General features: G+C 70.3%; 27 protein-coding genes and 1 pseudogene. 14 read left to right on the forward strand and 14 right to left on the reverse strand.

All coding sequences use genetic code 11. The annotated features are described in order from the left end of the window. Position 1 precedes the first annotated feature (1 nt). A complete protein-coding gene (locus ACWDMM_RS09155; protein ID WP_195082229.1) occupies positions 2-673 on the forward strand; it encodes a potassium channel family protein in 672 nt (223 codons plus the stop codon). A 51-nt stretch (positions 674-724) separates the two neighbouring features. Here ACWDMM_RS09155 and ACWDMM_RS09160 read toward each other — a convergent pair whose 3' ends face one another. The 3 genes from ACWDMM_RS09160 to ACWDMM_RS09170 form a co-directional block, all read right to left on the reverse strand. Continuing rightward, entirely contained in the window at positions 725-1,351 is a 627-nt protein-coding gene (locus tag ACWDMM_RS09160) for a sigma-70 family RNA polymerase sigma factor (RefSeq protein WP_323124427.1), read from the reverse strand. 157 nt (positions 1,352-1,508) lie between these two features. Further along, positions 1,509-2,207 carry a DUF3159 domain-containing protein gene (locus tag ACWDMM_RS09165; RefSeq protein ID WP_195082228.1) on the reverse strand — a complete coding sequence of 233 codons (699 nt, stop codon included), beginning with the start codon at positions 2,205-2,207 and terminating at the stop codon, positions 1,509-1,511. A gap of 3 nt (positions 2,208-2,210) precedes the next feature. Continuing rightward, entirely contained in the window at positions 2,211-2,588 is a 378-nt protein-coding gene (locus tag ACWDMM_RS09170; RefSeq protein ID WP_067808861.1) for an OB-fold nucleic acid binding domain-containing protein, read from the reverse strand. A gap of 132 nt (positions 2,589-2,720) precedes the next feature. Here ACWDMM_RS09170 and ACWDMM_RS09175 point away from each other — a divergent pair, with 132 nt between their 5' ends. After that, positions 2,721-3,416: an alpha/beta hydrolase gene (locus tag ACWDMM_RS09175; protein ID WP_195082227.1), complete on the forward strand. Its 696-nt coding sequence runs from the start codon at positions 2,721-2,723 to the stop codon at positions 3,414-3,416. 10 nt (positions 3,417-3,426) lie between these two features. On the opposite strand, the gene ACWDMM_RS09180 is transcribed toward ACWDMM_RS09175, so the two are convergent. Beyond that, entirely contained in the window at positions 3,427-4,296 is an 870-nt protein-coding gene (locus ACWDMM_RS09180; RefSeq protein WP_195082226.1) for a DUF3710 domain-containing protein, read from the reverse strand. 5 nt (positions 4,297-4,301) lie between these two features. Beyond that, a complete protein-coding gene (gene dut, locus ACWDMM_RS09185) occupies positions 4,302-4,802 on the reverse strand; it encodes a dUTP diphosphatase (RefSeq protein WP_195082225.1) in 501 nt (166 codons plus the stop codon). Positions 4,803-4,875: 73 nt separating this feature from the next. On the opposite strand from dut, the gene ACWDMM_RS09190 reads away from it, so the two are divergent. Then, positions 4,876-5,367: a DUF3093 domain-containing protein gene (locus ACWDMM_RS09190; protein WP_195082394.1), complete on the forward strand. Its 492-nt coding sequence runs from the start codon at positions 4,876-4,878 to the stop codon at positions 5,365-5,367. Between the two features lie 23 nt (positions 5,368-5,390). On the opposite strand, the gene ACWDMM_RS09195 is transcribed toward ACWDMM_RS09190, so the two are convergent. Continuing rightward, positions 5,391-5,693, reverse strand: a complete 303-nt coding sequence (locus ACWDMM_RS09195) for a DUF4193 domain-containing protein (protein ID WP_039799153.1) — start codon at positions 5,691-5,693, stop codon at positions 5,391-5,393. A 375-nt stretch (positions 5,694-6,068) separates the two neighbouring features. On the opposite strand from ACWDMM_RS09195, the gene cei reads away from it, so the two are divergent. Then, positions 6,069-6,746, forward strand: a complete 678-nt coding sequence (gene cei / locus ACWDMM_RS09200; RefSeq protein ID WP_195082224.1) for an envelope integrity protein Cei — start codon at positions 6,069-6,071, stop codon at positions 6,744-6,746. Here the strand turns inward: cei and ACWDMM_RS09205 are convergent, their stop codons facing one another. Next, on the reverse strand, positions 6,747-7,649 hold the full coding sequence (locus tag ACWDMM_RS09205) for an inositol monophosphatase family protein (protein ID WP_323124428.1): 903 nt from the start codon (positions 7,647-7,649) through the stop codon (positions 6,747-6,749). Between the two features lie 197 nt (positions 7,650-7,846). Between ACWDMM_RS09205 and ppgK the strand changes: the two genes are divergently transcribed. From ppgK to ACWDMM_RS09220, 3 genes are all read left to right on the forward strand, one after another. Further along, positions 7,847-8,605: a polyphosphate--glucose phosphotransferase gene (ppgK, locus tag ACWDMM_RS09210; RefSeq protein WP_067808872.1), complete on the forward strand. Its 759-nt coding sequence runs from the start codon at positions 7,847-7,849 to the stop codon at positions 8,603-8,605. Positions 8,606-8,798: 193 nt separating this feature from the next. Beyond that, positions 8,799-10,178 (forward strand): RNA polymerase sigma factor, encoded by a 1,380-nt coding sequence (locus tag ACWDMM_RS09215; RefSeq protein ID WP_195082222.1) that lies wholly within the window; start codon positions 8,799-8,801, stop codon positions 10,176-10,178. A 521-nt stretch (positions 10,179-10,699) separates the two neighbouring features. Beyond that, positions 10,700-11,464: a rhomboid-like protein gene (locus ACWDMM_RS09220; protein ID WP_357206759.1), complete on the forward strand. Its 765-nt coding sequence runs from the start codon at positions 10,700-10,702 to the stop codon at positions 11,462-11,464. Here ACWDMM_RS09220 and ACWDMM_RS09225 read toward each other — a convergent pair whose 3' ends face one another. Next, positions 11,465-12,649 (reverse strand): cation:proton antiporter, encoded by a 1,185-nt coding sequence (locus ACWDMM_RS09225; protein ID WP_195082220.1) that lies wholly within the window; start codon positions 12,647-12,649, stop codon positions 11,465-11,467. Between the two features lie 3 nt (positions 12,650-12,652). Next, positions 12,653-13,135, reverse strand: a complete 483-nt coding sequence (locus tag ACWDMM_RS09230; RefSeq protein ID WP_067808878.1) for a cation:proton antiporter regulatory subunit — start codon at positions 13,133-13,135, stop codon at positions 12,653-12,655. An 84-nt stretch (positions 13,136-13,219) separates the two neighbouring features. On the opposite strand from ACWDMM_RS09230, the gene ACWDMM_RS09235 reads away from it, so the two are divergent. Continuing rightward, positions 13,220-14,422: a sensor histidine kinase gene (locus ACWDMM_RS09235; protein WP_449936823.1), complete on the forward strand. Its 1,203-nt coding sequence runs from the start codon at positions 13,220-13,222 to the stop codon at positions 14,420-14,422. Then, positions 14,419-15,066 (forward strand): response regulator, encoded by a 648-nt coding sequence (locus ACWDMM_RS09240; protein ID WP_195082219.1) that lies wholly within the window; start codon positions 14,419-14,421, stop codon positions 15,064-15,066. Before ACWDMM_RS09235 ends, ACWDMM_RS09240 begins: the two co-directional genes overlap by 4 nt. On the opposite strand, the gene ACWDMM_RS09245 is transcribed toward ACWDMM_RS09240, so the two are convergent. Beyond that, positions 15,067-15,426 (reverse strand): DUF952 domain-containing protein, encoded by a 360-nt coding sequence (locus ACWDMM_RS09245; RefSeq protein WP_323124430.1) that lies wholly within the window; start codon positions 15,424-15,426, stop codon positions 15,067-15,069. It lies immediately after the preceding gene. A gap of 277 nt (positions 15,427-15,703) precedes the next feature. Between ACWDMM_RS09245 and ACWDMM_RS09250 the strand changes: the two genes are divergently transcribed. After that, on the forward strand, positions 15,704-15,898 hold the full coding sequence (locus ACWDMM_RS09250) for a DUF7455 domain-containing protein (RefSeq protein ID WP_036538000.1): 195 nt from the start codon (positions 15,704-15,706) through the stop codon (positions 15,896-15,898). Between the two features lie 86 nt (positions 15,899-15,984). Here the strand turns inward: ACWDMM_RS09250 and ACWDMM_RS09255 are convergent, their stop codons facing one another. Beyond that, positions 15,985-16,710 carry a TetR/AcrR family transcriptional regulator gene (locus ACWDMM_RS09255; protein WP_195082392.1) on the reverse strand — a complete coding sequence of 242 codons (726 nt, stop codon included), beginning with the start codon at positions 16,708-16,710 and terminating at the stop codon, positions 15,985-15,987. A 155-nt stretch (positions 16,711-16,865) separates the two neighbouring features. Here ACWDMM_RS09255 and ACWDMM_RS09260 point away from each other — a divergent pair, with 155 nt between their 5' ends. Together ACWDMM_RS09260 and ACWDMM_RS09265 are read left to right on the forward strand one after the other, a co-directional pair. After that, positions 16,866-18,638: a DEAD/DEAH box helicase gene (locus tag ACWDMM_RS09260; RefSeq protein ID WP_449936826.1), complete on the forward strand. Its 1,773-nt coding sequence runs from the start codon at positions 16,866-16,868 to the stop codon at positions 18,636-18,638. Next, positions 18,638-19,192: an SWIM zinc finger family protein gene (locus ACWDMM_RS09265; RefSeq protein ID WP_195082216.1), complete on the forward strand. Its 555-nt coding sequence runs from the start codon at positions 18,638-18,640 to the stop codon at positions 19,190-19,192. The genes ACWDMM_RS09260 and ACWDMM_RS09265 overlap by 1 nt, the downstream gene beginning before the upstream one ends. A gap of 35 nt (positions 19,193-19,227) precedes the next feature. Here ACWDMM_RS09265 and ACWDMM_RS09270 read toward each other — a convergent pair. Continuing rightward, positions 19,228-19,798: pseudogene (locus tag ACWDMM_RS09270) on the reverse strand (class I SAM-dependent methyltransferase). Between the two features lie 55 nt (positions 19,799-19,853). Between ACWDMM_RS09270 and ACWDMM_RS09275 the strand changes: the two are divergent. Beyond that, positions 19,854-20,621, forward strand: coding sequence for an AraC family transcriptional regulator (locus ACWDMM_RS09275; protein WP_449936829.1), 768 nt, complete (start codon positions 19,854-19,856; stop codon positions 20,619-20,621). Here the strand turns inward: ACWDMM_RS09275 and ACWDMM_RS09280 are convergent, their stop codons facing one another. Further along, positions 20,622-21,362, reverse strand: a complete 741-nt coding sequence (locus ACWDMM_RS09280; protein ID WP_195082214.1) for an SDR family NAD(P)-dependent oxidoreductase — start codon at positions 21,360-21,362, stop codon at positions 20,622-20,624. Positions 21,363-21,467: 105 nt separating this feature from the next. Here ACWDMM_RS09280 and ACWDMM_RS09285 point away from each other — a divergent pair, with 105 nt between their 5' ends. Continuing rightward, positions 21,468-22,070 carry a TetR/AcrR family transcriptional regulator gene (locus ACWDMM_RS09285; protein ID WP_195082213.1) on the forward strand — a complete coding sequence of 201 codons (603 nt, stop codon included), beginning with the start codon at positions 21,468-21,470 and terminating at the stop codon, positions 22,068-22,070. A gap of 3 nt (positions 22,071-22,073) precedes the next feature. Here ACWDMM_RS09285 and ACWDMM_RS09290 read toward each other — a convergent pair whose 3' ends face one another. Next, a complete protein-coding gene (locus tag ACWDMM_RS09290) occupies positions 22,074-23,819 on the reverse strand; it encodes a DEAD/DEAH box helicase (RefSeq protein ID WP_449936935.1) in 1,746 nt (581 codons plus the stop codon). Positions 23,820-23,919: the final 100 nt, after the last annotated feature.

The following is a 23,919-nucleotide window of genomic DNA, read 5'->3' on the forward strand; positions in this document are numbered from 1 at the left end:
TATGAAAGTGGCCATCGCCGGAGCAGGCGCCGTCGGCCGATCCATCGCCAGGGAGCTCCTGCGCGGCGGGCATCGGGTCATGCTGCTGGAGCGTGCGCTCGAGCACATCGACTCCGACGCGATTCCCGACGCGGTCTGGGTGCACGCCGACGCGTGCGAACTCGCGCTGTTGGAGCAGGCCGGTCTGGAGACCTACGAGGTGGTCATCGCGGCCACCGGTGACGACAAGGCGAACCTGGTGCACAGCCTGCTGGCCAAAACCGAGTTCGGGGTGCGCCGGGTAGTGGCGCGGGTGAACGATCCGCGCAACGAATGGCTGTTCGACGGTTCCTGGGGTGTCGACGTCGCGGTGTCCACACCCCGGCTGCTCGCCTCGCTGGTCGAGGAGGCGGTGTCGGTCGGAGATCTGGTGCGGCTGATGACGCTGCGCCAGGGCCAGGCGAATCTGGTCGAGATGACGCTGCCCGCCGACACCGCGCTGGCCGGCAAACCGGTGCGCACGCTCACGCTGCCGCGCGACGCCGCGCTGGTGACCATCCTGCGCGGCGGGCGCGTGATCGTGCCGCAGCCGGACGACGCGCTGGAAGGCGACGACGAGCTGCTGTTCGTGACTTCGGTGGAGGCCGAGGAAGACCTTCGGCTGGAACTCGCCAACCACGGCATCAGACCGTAACTCCCCGTGACACGGCCGGACGCGCATGCTCGGCGCGGCGCTGCCGGACCCCTACGCGGCCACCTTCAGCTGCGCGCGCAGCTTGTTCAGCGCGCGGTGCTGCATCACCCGGACCACGCCGGGGCTGGTGCCGATGGCCTCGGCGGTCTGCGCCGCGGACCAGCCCAGCATGATGCGCATCACCAGCACCTCACGGTGCGCGGGGGCCAGTACCTGCATGAGTTCTCTTGTGGCGTCGCGCCGTTCGGAGGCCAGCGCCCACTCCTCCGGCCCCGCGGCGGAGGACGCGTGGTCCGGAACGTCGGCCACCGGGTAGGCCGGGTGCTGCTGTGAGCGGCGGAACGCGTCGGCGACCTTGTTGGCCGCGATGCCGTAGACGAAGGCCAGGAACGATTTGCCCTGGTCACGGTAGCGCGGGATGGCGTTGACGGTGGCCAGCAGGACCTCCTGCACCACGTCGTCGGCGGTGACCTGCAGATGGGCGGTGTTGCCGAGACGCGCGCCGCAGTAACGCCGCACCAGCGGATGGACGATCCGGATGATCTCCGCGACCGCCCGGCGATCGCCTTCGGCCGCCGGACCGATCAGCTTGTCCAGCTCGGCCGAGATCCGCCTGCTCTCCGAGAGCGCGGAGTTGTGGGCGACGGGCAGCGCCGTGGTGTTGTGCTCGGTAGTCACGTCCGAGTCCTTTCTCGCCGATCAGTGCGTGTTTTCCTACGCATAGATCGTCTGATGAACTCGGAAGGGCGACCAGTCACCCCAGGGTGGGGAAGCACCCACCTCGGCGGTGGGTATCTCACCACCCCTGTGGTTTTCGCCGGAGGGCGGTGGAGGGTTAACGCTCAGCCGGTTCGGTGGCGCGCACCGTCTTGGCGGGCAGGTGGCCGGCCCGGCGCACGGCCCAGATCGTGACGGCCAGCGCCACCGCGGTCAGCGGCCAGCCCATCGCGATGCGGGCGAAGGCGAGCCAGCCGGTGCGGTCGGTGTCGTAGAGTTCCGACTGCACCAGGTAGCGCGCCCCGAACACCAGAATCCACGTGGTGGTGGCGAGGTCGTAGAGACGCACCGAGCGCGGATCCGACCGCCAGTCGGAGCCGTGGCCGTTGAGCACACCCCAGATCACGCCGACCAGCGGCCTGCGGACCAGGATGGACGCGAGGAACACCCCGGCGTAGACGAGGCTGGTGTAGATCCCGAAGAGAAAGAAGCCTTTCGCCTCGCCCATCCGGTAGGCGATGAAGGCGCAGATGCCGACGCCGAAGAAGCCCGAGATGGCGGGCTGCAGGGGATCGCGCCGCACCAGACGCCACAGGAGGATGGCGGCGGCCACGCCGAGGGCCGACCAGATCGCGGCGGCCAGCCCGGCGAAGCTGTTCACGGGAACGAACACGACTACGGGGAGCGTCGAGTAGATCAGGCCGCTGAAGCCGCCCAGTTGTTCGAGGAGGGTCTGTTCGGCACGTTCCTCGTCACGGTCGGGCGAGTCGAGCCCGGTGCGGTCGTCCGATCCTGCGTTGTCGTTGCTCGAAGGCATACGTCAGCTGTTCCCGCGCAATTCGTAGTAGGGGTTGAAGATCACTTTGCGACCGTCGCGGTCGCCGACCCGGCCACGGACGAGGATGCGCCTGCCCGGCTCGATGCCCGGAATGCGCCTGCGCCCGATCCAGACCAGCGTGATCGCGTCGGTGCCGTCGAAGAACTCGGCCTGGACGCTGGCGCCCGCCGACTTGGGACACGCTTCGACACTGCGGAGCCTACCGAGCATGGTGGCCTCGTCACCACGCCGACACTCCGACGCGCGGCATGCTCCCGAGGCTTCGGATGTCTCGGCCAGCTCTTCGGCATCCAGCTGATCGATGTCTTCGGTCAGCCTGCGGCCCAGACGTCGAAAATACCCTGAGGCTGCGGATGACATTGTGCACGCTCTCCTGCATAGAGCAGATGGCGTGGGTCGCACACCATCGTGAGGGATCCGATCCGCACGGCCCGCTGTGGCCGTACAACGCCACTGTAGATGGGCAGGGCCACCCCCGCTACGCTCGGACCGATGTTCGACTCCCCACACCCCGCTCGCGTCGCGGCGCTGCCCGGCACCGGGTCCGACGCCGATTTCGCCCGGCGCGCCTTCGGGCCCGCGTGCGCCGCACGCGGCCTGGATTTCGTCGCGGTGGAGCCCGACCCGCGCCGGGTGGTTGCGAGCTGCCGAGCAGCGCTGGAGGAGGCAGCGGATGCGGGGCCGGTGCTGGTGGCGGGCATCTCGCTCGGCGCGGCGATCGCGCTGGAGTGGGCCGCGGAGCACCCGGAACGCGTCGTCGGGGTCGTGGCGGCGCTGCCCGCCTGGACCGGGCCCGACACCGCAGCCTGCCCCGCGACGCTGAGCGCGGCGGCCACCGCGGCGCAGCTGCGCGCCGACGGTCTGGCCGCGGTCATCGACCGGATGCGGACGAGCAGTCCCCGCTGGCTGGCGGACGCGCTGACCCGATCCTGGCGGGCGCAGTGGCCGGATCTGCCGCGGGCGCTGGAGGAGGCCGCGGACTACAAGTGGCCCGATGCCGAGTTGCTGTCGGCTTTCCAGCCGCCGCTGGCGGTGGTCACCGCGGTCGACGACCCGGTGCACCCGCGCGCGGTCGCCGAGGAGTGGGCGGCGCTGGCCCCGCGCTCGCACCTGCACCGGATCACCCTGGACGAACTCGGCGCCGATCCCGCGATCCTGGGGCACGCGGGTATCGGCGCCTTCGACTGAGATCGCCTGCTCAGTTCAGGCCGAGTTGCTGCATGGCAGAGCCGTCCGCGCCCCGGCGCGGGCCCTGCGGCAGCCGCGGCACCACCGGTTGCGCACCGGTCTGCGCCGCCACCTGCGCGGCCATCGCCTGCTGCTGGGCTTCCACCTGCTGCTGATGGGCGGCGGCGAGTTGCTCGGCCAGCTGCTGCGGCAACACCACCGGCAGCGGGTCCCGCACCGGCAGCGGGTCCTCGCCACGCCGCACCACCGTCTCGCTCAGGATCGCCCGCGCCGCCTTCACCAGCGGGCTGCCGTCGTTCGCCGCGCCCGAGGGGCCCGCCGCGACCAGCCGCACCATCCAGCGATAGCCGTCCACGCCGATGAAACGCAGGTCGGCGCCTTCGGTCAAAGCCAGCAACTCCCGGCCCCACGGCCCGTTCTCGACCGAGACCCTGGCGCCGTCCTTGCGCAGCGAGTCGGCGAGATCCGCGGCGACCAGCCGCCACTGCCCTGATGTCTTGGGCGCGGCGTAGGCGGCGACGGTGATGCGGCCGTGCTCGGTGGCCAGGTGCACCGCCTGCGGCTGCCCCTCCGGGGTCATCTCGACCTGCAGTTGACCGCCCGGCGGGACCGGCAGCAGCACCGACCCGAGATCCAGCCGCTGCTCGGACACCGAATCCAGCAGGTCGGCGACCTCGTCGTAGTCGTACGGACCCGGCTTGCCGTGCGGCCGGGCGACGTCGAGATCCACCCCTTCGTACGAGCGTTCGTCGGTGGGGGCGTCGTCGTAGAAATCGTCGTCGTACGCGCCCTCGTAGGCGGACTCGTAGTCGGCGTAATCGTCCGCCTCGTCGTACCGGTCGTCCGCGGCCCGGCTCGACTTCTTTCGCTTTCCGAACATTCCCGTCATGCCTCCTCGCCGGTAGCCCGGCCCGCCCCGTTCGTCCACGCGGTCAGGCTCGCGTGACCGCCGCTGGAGCCATAGCCGCCCGCACCCCTGGTCGTCTCGTCGAGCGAGTCGACCTCGACGAAATCCACCAGCTCCACCCGCTGCACCAGCAGTTGCGCGATCCGGTCACCGCGCCGCAACTCGACCGGCGTGCGCGGGTCGTGATTGATCAGGCACACCTTGATCTCACCCCGGTATCCCGCGTCGACCGTGCCGGGGGTGTTCACCACCGACAGCCCGGTCTTCGCGGCCAGACCCGAGCGCGGATGGATCAGGCCGACGGTGCCGACCGGTAGCGCTACGGCGACGCCGGTGCCGACCAGCACCCGCTCCCCCGGCTCCAGGACGACGTCCTGCGTGGTGCACAGATCCACGCCCGCGTCGCCCGCATGGGCGCGCGTTGGCACGGGTATGCCGGGGTCCAGCCGCAGCAAGGGTATGGGTGAAAGTGCGCTCACGTTGGACGAGCCTACGCGTAGGCTGTCTGCCCTCGTGACTTAGTGTTGACTCGTGTCGGACCAGCCCAACCCCATGCCAGCGGACCAGAAAGCGCAGCCAGCCCACCGGTACCGGGAGCGCCTGTGGGTGCCGCTGTGGTGGTGGCCGGTGGCGTTCGCCATCACCGGATTGCTCGCGGCGGAGATCCACATGGGCGCGCCGGGCTTGCGTGCGTGGCTGCCCTACGTGCTGCTGTTCCCCGTGCCGGTCTGGGTGCTGTTGTGGCTGAGCCGCCACCGCGTCGAAGTGGCGCCGGACGCGAACGGCACACCGGAGTTGCGCGCGGATCGCGCACATCTACCGGTGAATTTCGTCGCCCGCGCGGCCGCTGTCGCCCCCACCGCGAAAAGCGCGGCGCTGGGTCGCCAGCTCGACCCCGCCGCCTATGTCCAGCATCGACCCTGGGTCGGGCCGATGGTCTTGCTCGTGCTCGACGACCCGGACGATCCGACGCCGTACTGGCTGGTCAGTACGCGGCGGCCCGAACGGGTCCTCGCCGCGCTCGGTCTACCGAGCGCGGGCTGACACTCTGTTCGATCTCGTCGAGATCAGGCGGCGCAATCCATGCAGATCATCTGGCCGCCCTTCTCACTGGCCAGCCTGCTCCGGTGATGAACCAGGAAACAGCTGGAACAGGTGAACTCGTCGGCCTGCTTCGGGATCACCCGAACCGTCAGCACTTCCTCGGACAGGTCGGCGCCGGGAAGCTCGAACGACTCCGCGGTATCGGATTCGTCGATATCCACGACGGCGGACTGTGCCTCGTTACGACGAGCCTTCAGCTCCTCCAGCGAATCCTCCGACACATCGTCGGATTCGGTGCGCCTCGGTGCGTCATAGTCGGTTGCCATGTCGTCTTCCCCTCGTCCTAACTCCGTGTATCCCGGACCGGTCCGCTCACACCCGATTCCTGCCGGAATCGCCGCGACCGGTACCGCCCCGCCGGTGGTGCACGTCACACGTACACCGGTCGCCTATCAGGGCGGATCATGCCGATCCACTCCGGATAGCGCTGGGTAAACGCAGGACATGCCCTTCTTGTTCCCGCGACCGACCACTGATTCCGAACCGGTGATTCGATCTGGGCCGCCAGACAATAGCGGACGCCGGAGCAAAAGTCGCAATCAAAACACAGCCGAGTCGAAAAAGAGGGGCAATCGACACCTTCTGGGGAACGCACCGAGACCTTGCGTCGCGGCCCCGCCACATTTCCGTACAGTGTGCTGGTGGTTTCACTGATCACCGAAGGCACCGCGACGGATTCGCAAGGTCGGCCGTTCGTGCGCCGCCGCCCCCAGCCCTGGCTCATCATGCTCGGCGTTCTCGCTCTGATCTGCGGGATCGTCTGGATCAAAGCCCTCACCACGCACGACACCGATCACACCGCGATGGCGTGCAACTCGCCGAGCCCGGCCTCGGATCCCGGTGCGGCGCAACCGACTCCGCTCGGTCAGCGGGTCGGCGCCGGCCGCCTGCAGGACGTGGAACCCGCACCGCTGGCCGCGAGCAAGGTGCGCGTGCTGAACGCGAACAACCAACGCGGACAGGCCGCGCACGTCGCCGCCCAGCTCGGCGACCTCGGCTTCGCGAGCGCTCCCGGAACGCAATACGGCAACGATTCGGTATACGTCAACGGCGACCTGGAATGCACCGGGCAGATCCGCTTCGGCGTCAACGGCCGCCCGGCCGCCGCCTCCGTGCAGCTGGTCGCGCCGTGCGCCGAGCTGATCGAGGATCAGCGCGGCGACGACACCGTCGATCTCGTGCTCGGCTCGCTGTTCCGGGACATCCGTCCCAGCAACGACGCCGAGGAAGTGCTGCGTTCGCTCAAGAACCCGGCGCCGGGCAACTCCACATCCATCGATATCAAGCTGCTCGACGCGGCACGGAAAGCACGCTGCTGATCAGCGGTCCGGAATCGGCTCGGTAGCGCCGATCCGGGCCAGCAGCTCGCCCAGTTCGTCGGCGATGCCGGGCGCGGCGGCCACCACCAGGTCGCCGTCGGCGCCCGGCGCCGTCGCGGGCGGCAGCGTCAGCCGCGCGCCCGCCTCGGCGGCGATCAGCGCGCCTGCGCCCCAATCCCAGGCGTTGAGGCCGTGCTCGTAATAGGCGTCGACGCGGCCAGCGGCGACATGACACAGATCCAGCGCCGCCGCGCCGAAACGGCGGATGTCGCGCACGTGCGGCAGCACCTGCGCGACCAGCTCCGCCTGCCTGCTCCTGCGGTGCCTGCCGTAGGCGAATCCGGTGGCGACCAGGGACATCGCCACCGACTCGACGGGCGTGCAGCGCAAGTGCTCCACCACGCCGTCGGCGTCGACACGCAGCGCGCCCAGACCGAGCCCGGCGCTGTAGGTGGCCGCCCGCGCGACGTCGACCACGGCGCCCGCCACCGGCCTGCCGCCGCGCAGCGCGGCCACCGACACGGCGTAGCCCGGCACGCCGTAGAGGAAATTGACGGTGCCGTCGATCGGATCGACCACCCAGTGGACGGTGTCGGCACTCGCGTCGTCGATGCTGCCGCCGCCTTCCTCGCCGAGGATCGGGTCGCCCGGGCGCTGTTCGGCGAGCAATTTTCGGATGAGCTCTTCGGTCTCGGTGTCCACGATGGTCACCGGGTCGGTCTCGTGGCTCTTGGACTGCACCGCGCCTTCGGCGTGCGCGCCCGCGGGCCCGAACACCTCGGGACGGCGGGCGCGGACATGGGCGGCGGCCGTCTCGGCGATGTCGACCGCGACGCGGCGCAGGTCGGCTTCGTCGCCACGCGCGACGATCGAGACGAACGAGTCGGCGGTGTAGTCGGACACTGGCGATGAGGTTTCCGGCACGCCCTTTATCGCATCACACATCCTCGCCGAACGCCCAGCCTCGTGGTCCCATTACTCTTGTCGTGCACGACACAGCGCCGTCGTCGGGCATCCCGTCGCAACGCCCGCCGTGGCGTCCCGGGCCCCGTGCAGCGCTGTCATCACATCGGCCAGCACAGGGAAACGAGGGGTTAGTCATGTCCGCTCGGGGGCACGCATTCGGCATCGACATCGGCGGCAGCGGCGTCAAAGGCGCCACGGTCGATCTGGACACCGGCGAGTTGGTCCACGAGCGCATCAAGATCGCGACGCCGCATCCTGCGACTCCGTTCGCCGTGGCCGAGGCGGTGGCCGAACTGGTCGAGAAAGCCCAGTGGACCGGGCCGGTCGGCATCACCCTGCCCGCGGTGGTGCTCGGCGGCGTGGCCCGTACCGCGGCGAACATCGACAAGTCCTGGATCGGCACCGACGCGCGGGCGCTGTTCTCGGCCGCGCTCGGCGGCCGTCCGGTCACCGTGCTCAACGACGCGGACGCCGCGGGCATGGCCGAGGACCACTTCGGCGCGGCGCGCAATTTCGCGGGCCTGGTCATGCTGCTGACCTTCGGCACCGGCATCGGCTCGGCGTTGCTCTACCACGGCACGCTGGTGCCCAACACCGAACTGGGCCACCTGGAGGTCAAGGGCATGGAGAGCGAGCATCGCGCGGCGGCCTCGATCAAAGAACGCGACGACCTGAGTTACGAGCAATGGGCAGCGCAGGTCAGCCTGGTGCTGACGACGCTGGAGAACCTGTTCTTCCCGGTGGTCTTCGTCGCGGGCGGTGGCATCAGCAGGGACTCCGAGAAGTGGATTCCCCTGCTCACCAACCGGACGCCGGTCATACCGGCCCGCCTGCGCAACACGGCCGGCATCGTCGGCGCCGCCATGGCCATCGCGGGGGGCGTCGCGCCGTGAGGCGCGCGGGTACCGCAAGGATGCCGTTCCAGGCATCGTGCCGTAGGTACCCTGGTTAGATCGTTACAATGGAACGTGCCCGGCGCAGCCGGAGAAACCCCGACCGGCCCTCCGCCGGTGAAACCCGACAGATCGCTCCGCCGGAACACCACTCTGGCGTGACGCCGCACGAGACCGTCACGAAAGGGCGTACGTGGTAGCCACGAATACCCGTCAGACCGCCGAATCGGCCGATGCCGACTCCGCAGATGTAACCGCAGCACGGCCGGTCCGTAAGGCTGCCGCGAAGAAGGCTCCGGCGAAGAAGGCCGCCGCCAAGAAGGCGCCTGCCAAGAAGGCCGCCAAGGCGGCCAAGGCTCCCGCGAAGAAGGCCGCCACCAAGAAGGTCGGTCCGGACGGCGAGCCCGGCGCCGAGGAGACGCTCGAGGACGAGTCGCTCGATCTGGACGATCTCGGCGATCTGGAAGTCTCCGAGGAGGATCTCACCGAGGGCGACGATCTGGTCGACGTCGCCGAGGACGCCGAGACCGAGGAAGCCGAGGGCGAGGAGTCCGACGAGCCGAGCGCGGCCGACAAGGCCTCCGGCGATTTCGTCTGGGACGAAGAGGAATCCGAGGCGCTGCGCCAGGCCCGCAAGGACGCCGAACTCACCGCGTCGGCCGACTCGGTGCGCGCCTACCTCAAGCAGATCGGCAAGGTCGCGCTGCTCAACGCCGAGGAGGAGGTCGAACTCGCCAAGCGGATCGAGGCCGGTCTCTACGCCGCGGAGAAGGTGCGCGAGTTCGCCGAGCAGGGCGAGAAGCTGCCGGTCGCGATGCGCCGCGACTACAACTGGATCGTCCGCGACGGCAACCGGGCCAAGAACCACCTGCTGGAGGCCAACCTGCGCCTGGTCGTCTCGCTGGCCAAGCGCTACACCGGCCGCGGCATGGCGTTCCTGGACCTGATCCAGGAGGGCAACCTGGGTCTGATCCGCGCGGTGGAGAAGTTCGACTACACCAAGGGCTACAAGTTCTCCACGTACGCCACCTGGTGGATCCGGCAGGCCATCACCCGCGCCATGGCCGACCAGGCCCGCACCATCCGCATCCCGGTGCACATGGTGGAGGTCATCAACAAGCTCGGGCGCATCCAGCGCGAGCTGCTCCAGGATCTCGGCCGCGAGCCGACGCCGGAGGAGCTGGCCAAGGAAATGGACATCACGCCGGAGAAGGTGCTGGAGATCCAGCAGTACGCGCGTGAGCCCATCTCGCTGGACCAGACCATCGGCGACGAGGGCGACAGCCAGCTCGGCGACTTCATCGAGGACTCCGAGGCCGTGGTCGCGGTGGACGCGGTGAGCTTCACGCTGCTGCAGGATCAGCTGCAGTCGGTGCTGGAGACGCTGTCGGAGCGGGAGGCGGGCGTGGTCCGGCTGCGCTTCGGCCTCACCGACGGTCAGCCGCGCACCCTCGACGAGATCGGCCAGGTCTACGGCGTCACCCGCGAACGGATCCGTCAGATCGAGTCCAAGACCATGAGCAAGCTGCGCCACCCCAGCCGCTCCCAGGTCCTGCGCGACTACCTCGACTAGATCGCCTCCGCCTCGACGCCCGCATCCGTCGTCCGCTCGATTCGTCCAGCGGCCGGCGAATGCGGGCGTCGCGCTTTCCGGCGTGCGGCCCCCGGATGTGCTGGCAACGTCCTTCCCTTAGCACGCCTACTGGCTGACGCATGTCGATTCCCCTTGCGCTGCAGTGCGTTCCGCTCGCGTCCCGGACTTCGCCGAGGATCGACGCCGACCTGCCAGGTCCGGTAGTTTCGGCTCAGGTCTCAGGGGATGATCATCGCCGTGCAGACGTTTCCGCGCGGTGCGCCGCGGCGGGATCACGGCGGCCGACACACCTGCCCAAGGGGTGACCGGAGGCGGTGTTCTGCCCTTCTCGCCATGCAGCTCGCTCCTGTGCGGTTCTCCTGACATCGCGGCTGTGCGGTGCGCCGGAGCGGGATGCCCTGAAGCGTGAAACGGCCGTCATGGTCGCGCACACCGACCCGTGACACAGCGCACACCGGCGCCTGCCGCCGCCCCTGCGCCCCGCCCGGCAGACTTGCGGGGTGGTTGCCTCGACCTCGACTCCGAGCTGGCTCCGGTCACCGTGGACGCGGACGGTCGACCTGCGCGCCGAGTTGCGCGACGGTTCGGCCTGGCTGCGGCGTCCCGGGCTGCCGCGGCGGCTGCTGCCCTCGATCCGCGCGCATCTGGGGGCAGCGCCCGCCAGCACCGCTTACGCGTTCACGCTGTTCGTCACGTGGTGGACGCTTCGCGGGGTCGGTGACTCGGTCGAGCGCCGACTGATCTTCTCCGCGTCGACCAACCTCTACAACATGCGGCACAACCCGGTGCAGGTGCTGGTCGCCTCGGCGTTCTGGACCGACGGCGGATTTCCCTGGGCGACCATCGCCGGGTTCCTGGTCGTCATGGCGTATGCCGAACGCTGGCTGGGCACCGCGCGCTGGATCCTGCTGTTCGCCACCGGGCACATCGGAGCGACGCTGCTGACCGTCACCGGCATCTCCCACGCCATCGACCGCGGCCTCATCCCGCTGCGGGTGGCGGTCGCCGCGGATGTCGGGACCAGCTACGGTTTCTCGGCCGTACTGGCGGCGCTGGCTTTCCGCTTCCGCGGCAAGGCGCGGCTGGTGTGGGCGTGCGCGCTCCTCGCGGCGCTCGGGGTGGCGCTGTGGGTCGAGCCGACGTTCACCGACTACGGCCATCTCTGCGCCGCCGTGATCGGGCTGGCGGTCGGCGCGATCGCGAGCCTGCTCTGGCGGCGGCTGGAGCGGACCGCCGCCCGTCGAGCCAGCGTGGTCGAGGACTGATCAGGAGACCTGGGGTGCGGGGCGGCCGCGGTTCTGCAGCACCCCGACCACGGGCTCGACCACCCGCGCCGCGATCGGGCCGAGCACCGCCATCAGCAGGACGTAGGTCGAGGCGAGCGCGGTGAGCTGACCGTCCATCGCGCCCGCGCTCACGGCGAGTCCCGCGATGACGATGGAGAATTCGCCCCGTGCCACCAGCGCAGCGCCCGTCCGGGCCCGGCCCATCCGCCGGATGCCCTCGCGCGCGGCGGCCCACCAGCCGGTCGCCACCTTCGTCACGACCGTGACCGCCGCCAGCGCGATCGCCCAGCCCAGCACCGGCGGGATCGCTCGCAGGTCGGTGTTCAACCCGAAGGCCACGAAGAAGATGGCCGCGAACAGGTCGCGCAGCGGTTCGAGCATCTTCGCCGCCGCGTGCGCGGTCGAGCCGGAGATCGCGATGCCCAGCAGGAACGCTCCGACCGCCGCCGACACGCTCAGCGCCGAGGAAACGCCTGCCACCAGCAGGGCCGCGCCGAGCAGCGTGAGCAGAAAGACCTCACGGTCGGCGCTGTCCACGATCGCCGAGACGTACCGCCCGTAGCGCAGGGCCACCAAGAGCACCAGCGTGATGGTGATCAGCGCCACCGTAAGGGCACGCAACCCGCTGATCCAGCTGAGCCCGGCCAGCACCGTGGTGAGAATCGGCAGGTACACCGCCATCGCCAGGTCCTCGAAAACGAGGATGGACAGGATCACCGGTGTCTCCCGGTTGCCCAGGCGCCCGAGGTCGTCGAGGACTTTCGCCACGATGCCCGAGGACGAGATGTAGGTGACCCCCGCCATCGTGATCGCGCCGTCGAGACCCCAGCCGAGCATCAGCGCCACCACCGCCCCGGGCGAGGCGTTGACCACGATGTCCACCACACCGGCCGCCCACGAGCGGCGCAGGCCGGTGACCAGCTCCGCCGCCGTGTACTCCAAGCCGAGCAGCAACAGCAGCAGCACCACGCCGATCTCGCCGGCGATATGACCGAAGTCGTGGGCGGCCCGCAGTTCGATGAGCCCTCCCTGGCCGAAGGCGACACCACCGAGCAGGTACAGCGGGATGGGCGACATGCCGATCCGGCCCGCTACACGCCCCAGCATGCCGAGAACGAAAAGAACCGCTCCGAGCTCGATCAGGGCGAGCGCGGTGTCCGTCACGGCTCAGCCGTGCGTCAATATCTTCGCGGCGGCATCCAAGCCCTCCGGGGTGCCGACGACCACGAGCAGGTCACCCGCGGTGAAGGTGAAATCGGGTCCGGGCGAGGGATGCAATTGCCCGGCCCGCATGACGGCCACGATGGAGGCCTTCGTGCGCGTGCGCATCTCGGTCTCGCCGAGGGTGCGCCCGTCGTAGGGCGAATCGTCCCCGATCGGGAGCTGGCGCGTGGTGATCCCGGGCATGTCGCGGTGGTCGTCGTTGAGCTTGGCGACCAGCTGCGGCGCGCCGAGGAGGTTGGCCAGCACCGCCGCCTCATCGGTGGTCAGGGGGATCTGCGCGGCACAGGCGTCGGGATCGTCCAGCTTGGAGACGATCAGGTCGATATCACCGTCGCGGTGGGCGACCACGCCGATTCGGCGACCGGAACGCACTTCGAAGTCCTTCCGGACACCGATGCCGGGTAGTGCGGTGACGTCGACGTTCACGCCTCCAGATTAACCGGATCACCCCCTCGGCGAACGGATCGGTCATCACTTCGGCCGATGGCGCGTCGCGGACGCTGTGCTGTGATGGAGGGCGTGCGGCGGTGGGCGGATGTGCCGGAGCGGATGCGGGACGCGCTGGGCGCGGTGATCGCGTTCGCCGGCGGCGCGGCGCTGTATCTCGCCGGTCTGTCCACCATGACCGAGCGGGGCGAGCACGTGTCGTTGTGGGTGCGGTGCGGTGTGCTGGCCGCGCTGTGCCTGGCGACCTCCTGCCGGCGCCGGACGCCGGTCGCGGCCATGGTGGCCGGCTTGGTCCCGCTGGCCGTCGACATCCGGCTGGGCGCCACGGTGCCGGTGTGGATCGTCTACGCCGACCTGATCTACGCGGCCGTGCTGTACGCCGGGCGCAGGGCGTCGCGGATCACGGCGCTGACGTGGTCGGCGCTCTCCGCCGTCGTGGTGGCGCTGACCATGGCGCTGACCGGCGACCTGCGCGCGGTCGCGGTGGCGCTGGTGGCGGTGTTCGGTTTCGTCGCGACGCCGATCTGGTGGGCGAACTCGGTGCGCACGCACAAGGAGGTCGCGCACGCCGAGCGCACTCGCGCCGAGGCGCTGACCTTGGTCGCCGAACTCGACCGCCGCGCGGCCGTCGCCGACGAGCGCACCACGATGGCGCGTGACCTGCACGACGTGATCGCCGGGCATCTGTCGGCCATCGCCTTGCACTCGGAGGCGGCGCTCGGCGTACTGGCCCGCCCGGACGCCGACCCGGCGGTGGCCGGGATCGTGCGCGCCATCCGCGCCAACAGCGTCAGCGCGCTGGAGGAGATGCGCACCATGATCGGATTGCTGCGCAGCGACGACGGCGCCGCGGAGGTGGCCGCGCCGCGCACCCTGGCGCAGTTGCCGATCCTGGTGGACGCCGCGCGCGCGGCGGGGATCTCGGTACGGGTCCACGAAGCACTCGACGCCACCACGCTGCCCAGCGCGGTCGACCAGGCCGCCTATCGCATCGTCCAGGAGGCTTTGACCAACGCCATGAAACACGCTCCGGGACAAGAGGTCTCGATCGACGTGCGCACCGGGGAGCAGATGCTGACCATATCCGTCCGAAACCGGACCGCGCCCGCGCGGCCGTCCCGGTCCGTGGCTCGCGCCGGGCGCCGCGGCTTGGTGAACATGCGCGAGCGGGCCGCGGCGCTCGGCGGAAGTCTGCGCGCGGGAAACGATGCCGGCCATTGGGAAGTACTGGCCACCCTGCCGCTCGGAAGCACGGGCCCCGCATGACGATTCGTGTGGTGATCGCCGACGACCACGCCGCGATCCGTGCCGGCCTGCGGATGATCCTGGACGTGGAGCACGATATCGACGTGGTCGGCGAGGCCGCCGACGGCGATGTCGCGGTGGCGCAGGCCAAAGCGCTACGGCCGCAGGTGGTGCTGATGGACGTGCGCATGCCGGGAGTGGACGGGATCACCGCCACCGAGCGGATCACCGCGGACGGCCTGGCGCAGGTGCTGATCCTGACCACGTTCGACCTGGACGAGTACGTCTTTCGCGCACTGCGGGCGGGCGCTTCGGGGTTCGTGCTGAAATCCACGTCGGGCCGGGCGCTGGTCGAGGCGGTGCGCGCGGTCGCGGCGGGGGACGGCGTGCTGGCTCCGGAGGTGACGCGGGCGGTGATCTCGGCGTTCGCCGCGTCGAATCACGCTGCGGTGCAGTCGGCTCCTCCGGGGCTCGGCGAACTCACCGAACGGGAACGCGAAGTGCTCGATTGCCTCGGCGACGGTCTGTCCAACGCGCAGATCGCAGGCCGGCTGTTCATCGGTGAGACGACCGTCAAGACGCACGTCTCCCGGGTGCTGGCGAAACTCGGTGTGCGGTCGCGGGTTCAGGCCGCCATCGTGGCGCGTGAGCTCCGCGACCGGTAGTCACGCCGGGAGCGGGGCGAATGTCCCGTCCGTGCCGGGCAGGTACTCCGCGACCCCGGTGACCGCGCCCACCGGCAAAGGGCCGTACAGGTGGGGGAAGAGCATCGACTCCGGATCGGTCGGGACCCCCGGCTCCCATTTGATCGGTGACCCGACGCGGCGGGAGTCGATCCGCAGCAGCACCAGATCGCGCCGCCCCGCGAACAAGCGATTCGCGGGCAGGTGCACCTGCTGCGGCGAGGAGAGATGGATGAACCCCGCTTCGGCGAGTGAGGGGGCACGGTACTCCCCTGTTTGCCGCGCGGAAAGCCATTCATCCAAAGTGCATAGGTGAACCAGCGTGTGAGTGTCACAGGTCACGGGTAATCTCCCGGTAGACAACTTAATCGGTCGATCGAGGTTGTGATGCAGCACACATCGGCGGCAGGACCTGTGGCGTTCGCCTGTAGCGAAATCCCTGGTCGTGTTATCGAAAACACACTGCTTCATCCGCGGGAACAAAGTCCCCCGTCCCGAACGTCTGACAGAGTAGTCAATACCCCTGCTGGGAAGTAGCGGTAGCGAGCTCGTGGTGAGTGACCACGGGCCCCACACCAGGTGAACGGTCGTCGGGACCGGGAGCCAGGACGGAGGAGTCATGCCAGGAACCCTGACAAGCACCCCACTGACCGCGGTCGATCGTTGCGACCGCTGCGGGGCGGCAGCCCGAGTGCGCGCCGTACTGCCCGCGGGTGGAGAGTTGCTCTTCTGCCAGCACCACGCGAACGAACACATGGATCGGCTGCGTGAGCTGGACGCCGTGATCGACACGGAGTCCGCTCCCGCGCTCTGATCTGCTCCTCGCGTCCTGACACAACAGCATCGGACAACAGAACACCGTTTCCACCGGCAGCGGGCGACCCACAGGTCGCCCGCTGCTCATGCGTCCGGCGGCGATCGGTCCGCGCCGAGGATGCCGTCCAGCAGCCTGGCCAGGCCGTATTCGAACGCGCCGTCCGGGTCGGCGGGCGCCTGGTACAGCTCGCCCACCGCCGCACCGACGCGTGCGGCCAGCGGGAACCGGCTCGGCGGCATCACCTCGGCCAGCAGCGGTCCGTGCACTTCCCACCAGCGCGCGTCGCTCATGCGCGCGGTCTCCCGAGCGGCCGCCACCGCCATGCGCGCGTTTCCGGTGGCGAACTCCGACAGCACGGCGATGGCCCGGTCCATCGCCACGTCGGGCAAGCCGAGCCCGTCGATCGCGGCCAGCTGGCGTTCGTACCGACGCATCCGTCCCGGCCCGAGCACGAGCCGCCACGGCGACACCTCGAGCAGCCAGGGATGCGCGAGGAGTTCCGCCCGGATCTGACGGGCCACGGCGGCGAGGCGCTCCCGCGGCGGCAGATCCGCGGGAATGGGAGCGTCCTCCTCGGCCACCGCGTCGACCATGAGCGCCGTCAACGCCTCCTTGCTCGGCACGTAGGTGTAGAGACTCATCGGCCGCAGCCCCAGCTCGGCGGCGACCGTGCGGATGGAGACCTTCTCGTAGCCGTGCCGGTCGGCGAGCGCGACCGCCGCCGCGACCACCGCGTCCACACTGACCGTCTGTTTCGGTCCACGCCCCGCCGGACGCGGCGGAAGTTCGTGCCGCCACAGCAAGCTCATCAGCCGCTGGGCCTCGTCGGAGGTGACGTCGTCGCTCACTGGCTCCTCGGAACCTATCCGGTACGGTGGGCGTTACACTACTCCGTACACCATACGTTGATTTGAGGGGTTGGATCCTGTTCAGCACACAGGTCACTTATCTACCGGATCGGCACATGTTCGCGCTCTGGACCTGGCTCGGACACACTCCCGGGCCCGCTCCGACCGGCCCGGGTGACCGCGAGACCATCGCGCTGGCCGCCCCGATCGGCGTGGACGGAGCCCTCGAGGTCGTCGACGTGGACGCCGCCTTGGTGGATCCCGAGACCTTCGCCGGCTCGCGTCTCGAACACCCGGGAGAGTCGGTCCTGGCCTGGCAGCGGGTGATGCGTTCCGTGCTCGCCGACCCTGCCTGCGAACCGCAGGCCCCGGACTCCGATGCCTTGCCCATCGCCGCGCACGCCGTTCCCGACGCCTCCGGCACGGCCGTCGTCTCCGCACAGCGGGCGCTGGGCGTCCTGCGCGACACCGAGGCGGTCGCCGCGGACTTGCGGGCCACGTTGAAGGCCCGGCTGCGGCCTTACCAGGCCCGCGGTGTCGGCTGGCTGCGCGAAACGGTGGCCGCCCACGGCGGGGCGGTGCTCGCCGACGAGATGGGCCTCGGCAAGACCGTGCAGACCATCGGCTTCCTGCTCGACCGGGCCGAGGCCGGTCCCCAGCTGGTGGTGTGCCCCACCTCGCTGGTCGGCAACTGGGCCCATGAGATCGGCCGGTTCGCGCCGGGGCTGCGCGCGGTCGTGTGGCGCGGCGGAGCCGTCGACGCCGACGCCGACGCCGCGACGATCGTCATCGCCGGTTACCCGACGCTGCGTCTGCACGGGCAGCTGCTGTCGCGGCGGAGCTGGGCGACGGCGGTGTTCGACGAGGCGCAGGCGCTGAAGAATCCCCGCACCCAGGTCGCGAAGGCGGCGCGCGCGATCGACGCGGCCGCGACGGTCGCGTTGACCGGCACGCCGGTGGAGAACCATCTGGAGGAGCTGTGGGCCCTGCTGCACCTGGTGGCGCCGCGGTTGTTCGGGCACCGGACGCAGTTCCGGCGGCGCTTCGTGCGGCCGATCCACGAGGGTTCGGCCGCCGCCGCGGCGCGGTTGCGCGACAGCATCGAACCGGTGGTGCTGGTCCGCACGAAGCGTCAGGTCGCCGCCGCACTGCCCGCGAAGATCCACAGCGACCTGCTCTGCGACCTCACCCCCGAACAGGAACTGCTCTACGACCAGCTGCTCGACAAGGCCGTCGACGACGGCTTCGGCACGGGCATCGAGCGCCACGGCCGGGTGCTGGCCGCGCTGACGGCCCTCAAGCAGGTGTGCAACCATCCCGGGCTGATCACCGGCGAGCTCGACGAGCTGGCAGGCCGGTCCGGGAAACTCGACCTGTGCACCGACATCATCGCCGCCAACCTCGAAACCGCGAGCCCGACATTGATCTTCACGCAGTACCGGCAGACCGGTGAGCTGCTGGTGCGGCATCTCGCCGAGCGGTTCGGTGTGCGCGCGCCGTTCTTCCACGGCGGGCTCTCGCAGGCCGAGCGCGCCGAGATCGTCACCGGCTTCCAGGCCGAGGACGGGCCGCCGGTGCTGGTGCTCAGCCTGCGCGCGGCGGGCACCGGACTCACGCTGACCCGCGCCGCCGACGTCGTCCATTTCGATCGCTGGTGGAACCCGGCGGTGGAGGCGCAGGCCTCCGACCGGGTGCACCGGATCGGCCAGACCCGCACGGTCACCGTCACCACGCTCACCTCGACCACCACCGTGGAGGAGCACATCGCGGGCATGCACGGCCGCAAGGCGGCGCTGCGCGACCTCGCCGACGCGGCGGGCATCGCGGCGCTGGCCGCGCTGGACGACGCCCAGCTGATCGAGATCCTGCGCCGCAAGAGGGAGAACTGATGGCGGACAACGAATTCGGCTACACGGCATGGGGCATGGACTGGGTGCGGCTGGCCGAGCCGCTGCACCAGACCCGGCCGGACCCGCTGCTGCCCCGCGCCCGCAGCATCGCGCGCAACAACGGCGTGCAGGCCACCGTCGAGGGAGGCGAGGTGCGGGCCACCATCCACCGGGGTGGTCAGGCGTCGGTGACGCAGGTGGAGGTGGCCCCGCTGTCCCGGCAGACCATCAGCGCGATCGCCGCGGTCGTGACGGAACCGGCCATGCCCACCGACGACATGCATCGCGCGATCAGCGCGGCCGGGATCGCGCTCGCGCCCGTGCTCGCGGGGACCGACTGTTCGTGCACGGCGCGCAAGACACGGTGCGTGCACGTCTTGGCCGTCTTCTACGAGATGGCGCGGCGAGTCGACGAGGACCCCCGCCTCGGCTTGGCGATCCAGGGGTATTTCGCCATGGCGCCGGGGAATTCGGACGAGCCCGCACCGGCGACGCGATGGACGCCGATCAGCGCGCTCGACCCTCGTCGCTTCTTCACCACGACGCCGCGCTGAACCGCAGGACGGCCTCGGGACCCGCAGGGCCCGGCTCACTCCGGCTTCCTGGCCCGGAAGCGGAAACTGCTTGCGCCGGAATCGATCTCGACATCGGTGAAGCCGACGCGGCGCAGCCGGTCGGCGGCGGTCTCCGGCGGCACGGGCACGCAGGTGTCCCCGAGGTGTATGAGCCGGAACATCCGGCCGTCGAGCCCGTCGCTGCCCGCGAACACCCCGCCGGGGCGCAACACCCGCAGGGCTTCGGCGAACAACGCGTCCTGCCTGCCGGGCGAGGGCACGTGGTGCAGCATGGTGAAGCAGACCACCGAATCGAATCGTTCCTCAGGCAAAGGCATGTCCGCGCCGTCGCCGTCGATCACCGTCATCGACCGGCCGTGCCGGTCGCGCAGCCGCGCGGCCAGCGCCGGATCGATCTCGACGCCGGTGAGCGCCGAGGTCCTGGCCCAGCAGCGCGGCGACGTTGGCGCCGTAGCCGGGGCCGATCTCCAGGGTGTCGGCGCCGAGGTCGAGACCGGACAGCGCCCACGGCACGATGCGCGTCGCACTGGTCTTCTCCCACATCGAGGAGCGGCACAGCAATCGGTGAAGTGTGTTCATCGCCATTCCTGTGACGCTAGGGACGGACCGCGCCTGGCACGACAGGCTACGGTGACACGTTGTGTCGCAGAACGGCCATGCCGTGGTCCATCCCGCTCCCACCGGCGCGTCCGCCATGGTGTTCGGGATCGGGGTGCTGCCCGCGGGGCACTGGTTCGAATGGCATGAGCATCCGCAACACCAGATCGCCTGGGCGTCTCGCGGCGTCCTCGCGGTCGAGGTGGGCGACAACCGCTGGGTCTTACCCCCGACCAGAGCACTGTGGGTTCCCGCGGGCACCGCGCACCGCACCGGCACCTGCGACGGCGCGGCGATGCGCGGCATCTTCCTGGACCCCGGCCGGTGCCCGCTCGATTTCGGCGCGCCGACCATGTTGCGCGTAACCCGGCTCCTGCACGAACTGTTCGATCTGCTCACCACGGCCGACGCCACCCCGCAGCGGCGAGCGCGTGCCGAGGCGGTGGTCTTCGATCTGCTCGAGCCCGTGTCGGTGATCCCGATCGGCGCGCATCCGCCCACCGATCCCCGGGCGCGGCAGGTGGCCGACGCGCTCGCCGCCGATCCGGCCGATCCGCGCACATTGGCCGAGTTCGCCGCCCACGTCGCCGCCAGCCCGCGCACGCTGGCGCGGTTGTTCGTGGCCGAGACGGGTCTGGGCTTCGGCCAGTGGCGCACCCAGATCCGGCTGGCGGCTTCGCTGCCGCTGCTCGCCGCGGGCATGCCGATCGCGCGGATCGCGGGCCGGGTCGGTTACGCGACGCCCAGCGCGTACGTCGCGGCTTTCCGGCGGGCGGTCGGGGTACCGCCGGGGCGGTATTTCACCGGTTGATCAGGCGTTGGTGCCGCTGTCCACGGTGAGGAACGCGCCGGTCACGCTGCGGCCGGACGGCCCGGCGAGGAAGGCGACCGTGGCCGCGACATCGTCGGCGGCGCCGAAGCGGCCGAGCGCGGTGAGGTCGCGCTGCCGCTGCGCGTGCGCGCCGTCGACCGGGTTCATATCGGTGTCGGTGGAGCCCGGCTGCACGAGATTCACGGTGATCGCACGCGGGCCCAGCTCACGCGCCAGCGCCTTGGTGAAGCCGTTGAGGGCGGACTTGCTGAGGTTGTAGAGCGTCACGCCGTCGAACGGGGCGTGATCGGTCAGGTTGGTTCCGATGCTGATGATCCGCCCGCCGTCGGTCATGTGCGCGACCGCGGCCTGCGCGGCGACGAACGCCGCACGTGCGTGCACGGCGAGCGCGTTGTCGACCTCCGCGACGGTGAATTCCGCGAACGGCTTCGCCGGGAAGATCCCCGCGTTGTTGACCAGGATGTCCAGTCCGCCGAGTGCGGACGCCGCGTGGTCCACCGCCGCCCGCACGGCGGTGGCGTCGGCGCTGTCGGCCCGGATCGCGACGGCTCGGCGCCCGAGCCCCTCCACCTCCCCGACCACCGTCTTCGCCTGCTCTTCGGCGTGCTGGTAGGTCAGCGCCACGTCCGCGCCCGCAGCGGCGAGGCGGCGCGCGATCGCAGCGCCTATCCCGCGACTGCCCCCGGTGACCAGCGCGACCTTGCCCGTCAGCTCCGCCATCGGTACTCCTCCAATTTTTGTGTCGATCAGTACATAAATAGCCAAGCGCATTCGCCGCGGCGATGTCAAGGGGTATATTTAACGATCGACACAGAAAGGTCGGGCATGGCTGAACGGGGACGACCGCGCGCTTTCGATCGTGCCGAGGCGTTGCGCCGCGCCATGGAGGTGTTCTGGGAGCACGGCTACGAGGGCGCGTCGATGAGCGACCTCACCGCCGCGATGGGGATCAACTCACCCAGCCTGTACGCCGCGTTCGGCGGCAAGGAGGCACTGTTCCGCGCGGCCGTCGAACTCTACGGGCACACCGACGGCGGCCACACCGCCCGCGCGCTGCGTGAGGAACCCACCGCGCGGGCGGCCGTCGAGGCGATGCTGCGGGACAACGCGGCCGCCTACACCGAAGCGAACAAGCCGCACGGGTGCATGGTGGTGCTCGCGGGTTCCACCTACACCACCCGCAACACCGGCATTCGCGACTTCCTGATCGACAAGCGCCGCGAGACCACCGAAGACATCCGGCGACGGCTCGAGCGCGGCGTCGCCGAGGGCGATCTGCCGCCGCGCACCGACACCGCGGCGCTCGCCGGTTTCTACACCACGGTCCTCTACGGCCTGTCCATCCAGGCGCGAGACGGCGCGTCGCTGGCGGAACTCACGGCGTCCATCGACTGCGCCATGGCCGCCTGGCCCGTCCCCGCCCGCTGACGACTACTTGCGGCGCAGCGCGGCGATGCGCTCACCGAGTTGCTCCGCGGTGGCCAACGCGGTCGGCGGCCCGCCGCACTCGCGGCGCAACTCACCGTGGATCACCCCGTGCGGCTTGCCGGTGCGATGGTGATGCATCGCCACCAGGCTGTTGAGTTCACGCCGCAGCTCGCCGAGCCGATCGGCGGTGGCGACCCGCTCCGCGGCGCCCGCCACCTGCGGGCCGGGATCGGGGACGGGCGTGCTGCGCTCGGCGACCTGCTTGGCCTGCCGCTCACGCAACAGCGCGCGCATCTGCTCGGCGTCTAGCAGGCCGGGAATGCCCAGGTAGTCGGCTTCCTCATCGCTTCCGGCGAAGGTCGCGGTGCCGAAGGATGAGCCGTCGTAGATCACCTGGTCGAGCTCGGCGTCGGCGGCCAGCGCGACAAAGGACTTCTCCTGCTCGCCGGGCTCGTCCTGCTGCTTGTTCGCGTCGATGAGCAGCTCGTCGTCCAAGCCGTTCTTCTCCCGGTGCGGCTTGCCGATGACGTGGTCGCGCTGCAGTTCCAGTTGCGCGGCCAGATCCAGCAGCACCGGCACCGAGGGCAGGAACACGGTCGCGGTCTCGCCGGACCGACGGGCGCGCACGAAACGCCCGATCGCCTGCGCGAAATACAGCGGCGTGGAAGCGCTGGTCGCGTACACGCCGACGGCGAGGCGCGGCACGTCGACGCCCTCGGACACCATGCGGACCGCGACCATCCAGGGCTGAGTGCTGTTGCTGAACTCGGCGATGCGATCGGAGGACGCCGGGTCGTCGGACAGCACCAGCGCCGGCTTCTCACCCGAGATGTGTTCCAGCAGTTCGGCGTAGTCGCGGGCACGGTCCTGGTCGGTGGCGATCACCAGGCCGCCCGCGTCGGGCATGCCGGAAGCGCGCTTCTGGCGCAGCCTGATGTCGGCCGCGCGCAGCACCGCGGAGATCCAGTCGCCGGCCGGGTCGAGCGCGGTCCGCCAAGCGCGCGCGGTCTGCTCGGCGTTCAGCGGCTCGCCTAGGCGGGCGGAGTACTCCTCGCCCGCGCTGTCGCGCCAGTGCGCCTCGCCCGAGTAGGCCAGGAAGACCACCGGCCGCACCACGCCATCGGCGAGCGCCTCGGCGTAACCATAGGTGTGGTCGGCGCGGGACTTCGGGAATCCGGACTCGTCGGGTTCGTAGACGACGAACGGAATCTGGCTGTCGTCGCTGCGGAACGGGGTACCGGTCAGGGCGAGGCGGCGGGTGGCGTCGCCGAACGCCTCGGCGGTGGCCTCCCCCCAGCTCTTGGCGTCTCCCGCGTGGTGGATCTCGTCGAGGATGACCAGTGTCCTGCGATTCTCGGTGCGCACGCGGTGGCGCGAGGGATGCGCGGCGACCTGCGCGTAGGTGACCACGACACCGTGATAGTCCCCCGAGGTGCCGCCGGTGGAGTTGGAGAACCGCGAGTCGAGGGCGATCCCGGCGCGCGCCGCCGACTGTGCCCACTGGTGCTTGAGATGTTCGGTGGGCGCCACCACGGTGATCTGGTCCACGGTGCGGTCGGCCAGCAGTTCGGCGGCCACGCGCAGCGCGAAGGTGGTCTTGCCCGCCCCCGGGGTCGCCACGGCGAGGAAGTCCCGCGGTTTGGTGGCCAGATACTTCGTCAGCGCACGTCGCTGCCAGGCGCGCAGGGAACCACCGGAGGCGGTGGTCACCGCTTTGGAATCGCCCGGCGTCTCTGCTTCTCCCGCCACAGCGGCGCCACCCGACCCAGTCACGCAGACGACCCTAGCGGCCCGGCACGGCGTGTCGCCAAACCGACGCGGCGGGCGCGATGGGCATCACACGGCCACC

The sequence above is a fragment of the Nocardia sp. NPDC003726 genome (assembly GCF_053586955.1).